The following is a 6,813-nucleotide window of genomic DNA, read 5'->3' as shown; positions in this document are numbered from 1 at the left end:
CGTTGTTGTCGCGCCGGTTGTTGTCGCGGCCGTTTTCCTGGTTGAAACCAGGCTCGGCCGGCGTGCCTTCGATCACCGGCTGCGGCCCGGAGCCGTTCGCCGCGGCCTGCGCCTCGCCGGCATTGGCATTGCCGGCGGTGTCGAACTCGTCGCGATCCTCGTCGACGTCATAGTCGAAGTCGTCACGGTTCTGCTGGGCGTTCTGGATCGGCATCTGCGCCTGGGCGGCGGCAATGATGCGATTGTAGTGTTCGGCGTGTTGGAGATAGTTCTCCGCCATCACCCGGTCGCCGGAGCTTTGCGCGTCACGGGCAAGTGCGGCGTATTTTTCGGCGATCTGCTGAGCCGATCCGCGGATCTTCACGTCCGGGCCGTTGCTCTCGTAGTTGCGCGTTAGGGGATTAGGGCCCTTGCGGTTTTGGTTGCCACCGCCGCCATTGTTGTTGCGACCGCGCATGCGCCTGTTCTGCTGTTGTGGCCTCATTCGACTCTCTTCATGTGAATTTTTCTAAAACTCTTCGCGAACGGTGGCGCTCATGCAGCCGACCGTTTCGTTTTTTCACCGGCGTTCGCCCGCATCGATTGCGTTGGCGCCACGTGCCATCCTGTTCCGGTTACATCACTTGCCGGACGATTCCCGCACGAAGCATGGGCGTCGTTTGCACAAGGAGGCAGCTATTTCCAAGGAAAACCGAATCGCTAAGAGCACTGCCTGCTTCGTCTCATCCGGTCAAGCGGGAACCTAGCTGCATTCCCTAATATTGCCAAGCGTTTTTTCGCACTGCATCAGGGGTTTCAACGCTCAAACACCAGAACCCTGTCGTTTCCGCCGAGATCGCGCCGCGCTTCCGTCAGCCTGTAGCCGGCTGCGGCGAAGATCGAAGTGACCTCGCTTTGCTGCGTATGGCCGATTTCGACCGCTACCTTGCCCTGTGCTTCCAGAAACCCTTCCGCCTCTCCGGCGATGATTCTGTAAGGAACCAGACCGTCCACACCACCATCCAGGGCCCGGCGTGGATCGAAATCGCGGACCTCGTCCTGCAGATTTCCAATGTCTCGACTGGGTATATAGGGAGGGTTCGCGGCAATTAAATGGTATCGGCCCGAAACTTTTTCGAACCAGTTGGAATGCAAGGCTTTGAAGCGCCCGGCTAACCCCAGATCCTCGGCGTTTCGGGTGGCGGTCGCCAGTGCGCCGGCGGAGATATCGACGCCCGTCGCGGTCGCGGTCGGAACGGCGCTGAGCAGTGCCAGCGCAATGGCGCCGGTTCCGGTGCCAAGGTCGAGAATACGGCATCCGCCGAACCTTTCGGCCGTTGCCTTGGCGAAGGGCAAGATGGCGTCGACCAGGGTCTCGGTGTCCGGCCGCGGCTCCAGCGTTTCCGGCGAAAGTGACAACCGCAGGCCATAAAATTCGCGGTAGCCGAGGATGCGATGCACCGGCTCGCCTGCGACGCGACGTCTCAGGGCCGCGTCGATCGTTGCAAGCACCGTTGCATCGACTGGACGACCGGCCTCGGCGATGGCCTGGGCGCGGGTCGTGCCGGAAAAATGCTCGACGATCAGTCTGGAATCGAGGGCCGGATCGGCAATGCCGGCAGCAGCAAGCCGTTCCCTCGCCGCGCGCAGCAGCGGACCTAGAGCTGCTGGCAGCACATCAGCCATCAACGCTCATGTCGGCAAGCAGCTTCGACTGGTGGTCGGCGATCAGCGCGTCGATCACCTCGTCGAGCTCGCCCATCATCACGCGTTCGAGCTTGTAGAGCGTTAGGTTGATGCGGTGGTCGGTGACGCGGCCCTGCGGAAAATTATAGGTGCGGATGCGTTCCGAACGGTCGCCCGAGCCGACCTGCGATTTTCGCGACTCCGAGCGCTCTTCATCTGCGCGGCTGCGCTCCAGGTCGTAGAGTCGCGCCCTGAGAATCTGCATGGCGCGCGCCCGGTTCTGGTGTTGCGACTTCTCCGCCTGCACCACCATGATGCCGGTCGGCAGATGGGTGATGCGCACCGCCGAGTCTGTGGTGTTGACATGCTGGCCGCCGGAGCCCGAAGCACGCATCGTGTCGATGCGGATATCCTCGGGCCTGATCTCGATGTCGACCTCCTCGGCTTCCGGCAGCACCGCTACGGTGGCGGCCGAGGTGTGGATGCGTCCGCCGGCCTCGGTTTCCGGCACGCGCTGCACGCGGTGCACGCCGGATTCGAACTTCAGATGCGCGAACACGCCCTTGCCCGACACAGAGGCGATGATTTCCTTGTAGCCGCCGACTTCGCCTTCGCTGGCCGAAACGACCTCGAAGCGCCAGCCGCGCGAGGCGGCATAGCGCTCATACATGCGAAACAGGTCGCCGGCGAACAGCGCCGCCTCGTCGCCGCCGGTGCCGGCGCGGATTTCGAGGATGGCGTTCCTATCGTCGGCCGCATCCTTGGGCAGAAGCAGGATCTGGATGTCCTTCTGCAACGCCTCGATGCGCTCCTCGACCTGTGGCAGGTCCGCCTCCGCCAGCGCCCGCATTTCGGCGTCGGTGCTCTTGTCGGCGAGCATCGCTTCGAGGTCGGCCTGTTCCTGCTCGGCGGCGCGCAGCGCCCGGATCTTGCCCACCATCTCCTGGATGTCGGCATATTCCGAGGCCATTTTGACATAGGCGTCGGCCGACGGCCCGGCCGACATCTGCGCTTCGAGCATGTCGAAACGCTTGACGACTTGATCCATGCGGTCGCGGGGCAGGTTGATCATGGCAGAATGCTATAGCGGTATGGAGCGGTCGTCGGCAAAGGCCTGCAGCAGCGCCCGCATCGGCGTCCCTTGAGCAGGCGCCATCAGATTGTCCTTGAAGAAGGCCTCCAGCTCCTGCAGCGGCAGCTCGGTCAGCATCGCCTTGACCGGGCCGATCGAGGCCGGCGACATCGAGATCGAGCGGAAGCCTAGGCCGATAAGCGCCATCGCCGAGATCGGTTTGCCGGCCAGCTCGCCGCAAAGCGTCACCGGCGTATGATTGCGGGCGCCGGCATCGGCGATCTGCTTCAGCGCGCGCAGGAACGGCGCCGACAACGTGTCGAAGCGATCGGCAAGCTGCGTGTTGCCGCGATCGACCGCCATGATGAACTGGAACAGGTCGTTGGAGCCGACCGAAACGAAGTCGACCGCCTTCATCAGCTCGTCGAGCTGGAACAGCAGCGAAGGCACCTCCAGCATCGCCCCGAGCTTTAGACTTGTCGGAAGATGATGCGCAAAGCGCGACAGATGCCTTACTTCGCGGTCGATGATCTCGCGCGCCTGCGCGATTTCCGACAGTTCCGTCACCATCGGCAGCATGAGCTTCAGCTCGCGCCCGCCGCAGGCCTTGAGCAGCGCGCGGATCTGGGTCCTGAGCAGGCCGGGGCGGTCCAGGGTGAGCCGGATCGCCCGCCAGCCGAGCGCCGGGTTCTCCTCCTGCACCACGCCCTTGAAATAGGGCAGCACCTTGTCGCCGCCGATATCGATGGTGCGGAAGGTGACCGGCTTGCCGCGCGCGGCGTCGAGCACGTCGCGGTAGAGCCGTTCCTGCGCCTCGGCGCGCGGGAAGGTCGAAGCGACCATGAACTGCAATTCGGTGCGGAACAGGCCGATGCCGGCCGCCCCCGATTCCGAGAGCTGCGGCAGGTCGACCGCCAGGCCCGCATTCATCAGGAGATCGACCGGGACGCCGTCCTTGGTGACCGACGGCTTCTTGCGCAGCTCGCGGTAGACCTCCTGCCGCCGCGCCCGGAAGCGGACCTTTTCGGCATAGGCGGCCTCCAGGTCGGACTGCGGCCGCAGATGGATGGAGCCTTCGTCGCCGTCGACGATGATGGCGTCGCCGTTTTCCGCCATGGAAACGGCGCCTTTGACCTGCCCGGCGACCGGGATCCCCATGGCGCGCGCGACGATGACGACATGGCTGGTCGCCGTGCCGTCCTCCAGCACCAGGCCGCGCAGCTTGTCCCTGGGATAGTCGAGCAGTTCGGCGGCACCCATCGAGCGGGCGACGATGATGGCGTCCTTGGGCAGCGAGGCCGCGACATCCTCCGGCCCGCGTCCCATCAGCTGGCGCAGCAGCCGGTTGGCGAGATCGTCGAAATCGCTCATCCGCTCGCGCAGATAAGGGTCGGTCATGTGGAACATGCGCGCGCGCATGTCGCTCTGCACCTTCTCGACGGCTGCTTCCGCCGTCAGGCCGTTGCGGATCGCCTCCTCCAGACGGCGCACCCAGCCGCGGTCGTTGGCGAACATGCGATAGGCCTCGAGCACCTCGCGGTGCTCGCCCTCGAAAGCGACGTCGCGGCGCTCCAGCATGTCGTCGATGGAAAGCCTCAGCGAGCCGAGCGAGCGGTCGAGGCGGCGCACCTCCTCCTCGCTGTCCTCGTTGAACAGGTTGGTGACGACGATGCGCGGCTCGTGCAGCACGACGTGGCCGAGCCCGACACCCTCGTTGAAGGAAAGGCCGGTGAAGCTCGCAGGACGGCTGAGGTCGAGCTCCAGCCCGGGCCGGGTCAGCCTGGCGAGATCGCCGGTGGCGATCATCTCGGCGATCACCATCGCCGTCGTTTCCAGCGCCTCTATCTCGTCTTCGCGATATTGGCGCATGGTCTTGTTCTGCACCACCAGGACGCCCAGCGTGCGCCCTGCCCTCAGCACCGGAACACCAAGGAAGGAATGGTAGATCTCTTCACCGGTTTCCGGCAGGTAGGCGAAGGCCGGATGTTCCTGAGCGTTGGAGAGGTTGAGCGGCCGTGCACTGGCTGCAATCGTGCCGACCAGGCCTTGGCCGAGCCTCAATTGCGCGAGGTGGACGGCGTTGGGGTTGAGGCCTTCGGTGGCGTAGAGCTCAAGCACCGAGTCGGCGCGCAGCACATAGAGCGAGCACACTTCGGCGACCATGTTGGAGGCGATGTCGCGCACGATGCGGTCGAGCCGCTCCTGCGGCTCCAGCGGCTCCTGCATGAGCTCGCGGAGCCGTTTCAGCAGAACGCGCGGGCCGCCGGCCGTATCACGCATCGCGGCTTCTTCTCCAATGGGCACTTTGCCCGCCGCAGTTTCTCCCGCGGCCGGCACTCACGCAACAACTGACTCAGTTCTTGCTATTGCTTATCGAGCCCGTACACGGAATGCAAAGTACGAACTGCAAGTTCCGTATAGGGACCGTCGATCAGTATCGAGATTTTGATCTCGGACGTCGTGATCGCCCGGATGTTGATCTGCTTGTCGGCCAGCGCCTTGAAGGCGGTGGCGGCGACGCCGGCATGGCTGCGCATGCCGATGCCGATGACCGAGACCTTCGACATGCCGGCTTCCGACTGCACCACGTCGTAGCCGACATCGGCCTTGATGCGTTCGAGCACGGCCAGCGCCTTGTCGACGTCGCCGGAAGGCACGGTGAAGGTCATGTCGGTGAGCTTGCCGTCCTCGGAGATGTTCTGGACGATCATGTCGACATTGATGTTGGCCTCGGCGAGCGGGCCGAAGATGCCGGCGGCAACGCCTGGACGGTCGCCGACGCGGCGCAGCGAAATCTGCGCCTCGTCCTTGGCGTAGGCTATTCCGGTGACGACCTGCTGTTCCACGATCTCTTCCTCGTCGCAAATAAGCGTTCCGGGCGGATTGAGCAAATCCCCCATTCCGGGCGCGTCGGGATCGTCGAAGGACGACCTCACGAAAGTACGCACCCTGTGCACCATGGCAAGCTCAACCGACCGCACCTGCAGCACCTTGGCGCCGAGCGAGGCCATTTCGAGCATTTCCTCGAACGAAATCTTGGCCAGCCTGCGGGCCTTCGGCTCGATGCGCGGGTCGGTCGTGTAGACGCCGTCGACGTCGGTGTAGATGTCGCAGCGGTCGGCCTTGACCGCGGCCGCGATCGCCACGGCACTTGTGTCGGAGCCGCCGCGACCGAGCGTTGCGATGCGGTTGTCGGGGCCGATGCCCTGGAAACCAGCGATGACCGCCACCTGGCCTTCGCCGAAGCGCTTGATCAGGAACGCGCCGTCGATATCGAGGATGCGCGCCGCGCCATGGGCGTTGTCGGTCTTGATCGGGATCTGCCAGCCCTGCCAGGAACGGGCGTGGACGCCCATGTTCTGCAGCGTGATCGCCAACAGGCCGGCGGTGACCTGCTCGCCGGAAGCGACGACGGCATCATATTCGCGCGCGTCGTGCATGGGCGAGGCCTCGCGCGTCCAGGCGACCAGCTCGTTGGTCTTGCCGGCCATGGCCGAAACCACGACGGCGACCTCATGGCCCGCATCGACCTCGCGTTTGACATGACGCGCCACATTGCGGATGCGGGCGATGTCGGCGACCGAGGTTCCGCCGAATTTCATCACGATGCGCGCCATGGAAGCGAGATGCCTTTGACTGGAGCCGGCTTGAGGCCGGAGCGGAAAGAAGCGCCCGGCAAGGCCGGGCCGCGGAAATCGCGGCCTCCTTAGCCAAAACATCAAGGCTTCGCAAGCGAGGGCGCAGGAGAAGAGCCTTTGGCCGGTTCCTGAGGTCTCCTGACAGATTCCCACGCCACTATGCGATAAGGGTGACGAAATCGCAGGGAGGAATTCATGACCGAGACGCTGGAAATCGTCAGCTTCCGTCTCAAGCCGGAGGCTGCGGCCGACTTTGTCGCCCAAAATGGCGTCGTCACCGACTGGCTCGCGCGCCAGCCCGGCTTTATCAGCCGTCATCTCGGCGAGCGCGAGGACGGAAGCTGGGTCGACGTCGTGCGCTGGCGGAGCCTCGAACAGGCCCAGGCGGCGGCGCAGCGGATCATGACCGAGATCGGCGATTGCGAGGCGATGCAGGCG

The 6,813-nt window shown here is 64.4% G+C and carries 6 protein-coding genes; 1 reads left to right on the top strand and 5 read right to left on the bottom strand.

The window, feature by feature from the left end; all coding sequences use genetic code 11:
• The 5 genes from EOA29_RS20330 to EOA29_RS20310 form a co-directional block, all read right to left on the bottom strand.
• Positions 1-457: DUF4167 domain-containing protein (locus tag EOA29_RS20330; RefSeq protein ID WP_245468497.1), on the bottom strand; the 457-nt coding region annotated here is incomplete at its 3' end.
• A 338-nt stretch (positions 458-795) separates the two neighbouring features.
• A complete protein-coding gene (gene prmC / locus EOA29_RS20325; protein WP_126091765.1) occupies positions 796-1,665 on the bottom strand; it encodes a peptide chain release factor N(5)-glutamine methyltransferase in 870 nt (289 codons plus the stop codon).
• Positions 1,658-2,737 (bottom strand): peptide chain release factor 1, encoded by a 1,080-nt coding sequence (gene prfA / locus EOA29_RS20320; RefSeq protein ID WP_126091764.1) that lies wholly within the window; start codon positions 2,735-2,737, stop codon positions 1,658-1,660. Before prfA ends, prmC begins: the two co-directional genes overlap by 8 nt.
• A 9-nt stretch (positions 2,738-2,746) precedes the next feature.
• On the bottom strand, positions 2,747-5,017 hold the full coding sequence (ptsP, locus tag EOA29_RS20315) for a phosphoenolpyruvate--protein phosphotransferase (protein WP_126091763.1): 2,271 nt from the start codon (positions 5,015-5,017) through the stop codon (positions 2,747-2,749).
• A gap of 83 nt (positions 5,018-5,100) precedes the next feature.
• Positions 5,101-6,354, bottom strand: coding sequence for an aspartate kinase (locus tag EOA29_RS20310; RefSeq protein WP_126091762.1), 1,254 nt, complete (start codon positions 6,352-6,354; stop codon positions 5,101-5,103).
• 216 nt (positions 6,355-6,570) lie between these two features.
• Between EOA29_RS20310 and EOA29_RS20305 the strand changes: the two genes are divergently transcribed.
• Positions 6,571-6,813, top strand: a 243-nt coding sequence (locus EOA29_RS20305) for an antibiotic biosynthesis monooxygenase (RefSeq protein ID WP_127221352.1), incomplete at its 3' end; no start/stop codon positions are given.

Origin of the sequence: Mesorhizobium sp. M1E.F.Ca.ET.063.01.1.1, assembly GCF_003998155.1 — a bacterium.
Taxonomy (GTDB): domain Bacteria; phylum Pseudomonadota; class Alphaproteobacteria; order Rhizobiales; family Rhizobiaceae; genus Mesorhizobium.
The sequence above is the reverse complement of the archived record's forward strand: the minus strand, read 5'-3'. Positions and strand labels throughout refer to the sequence as shown.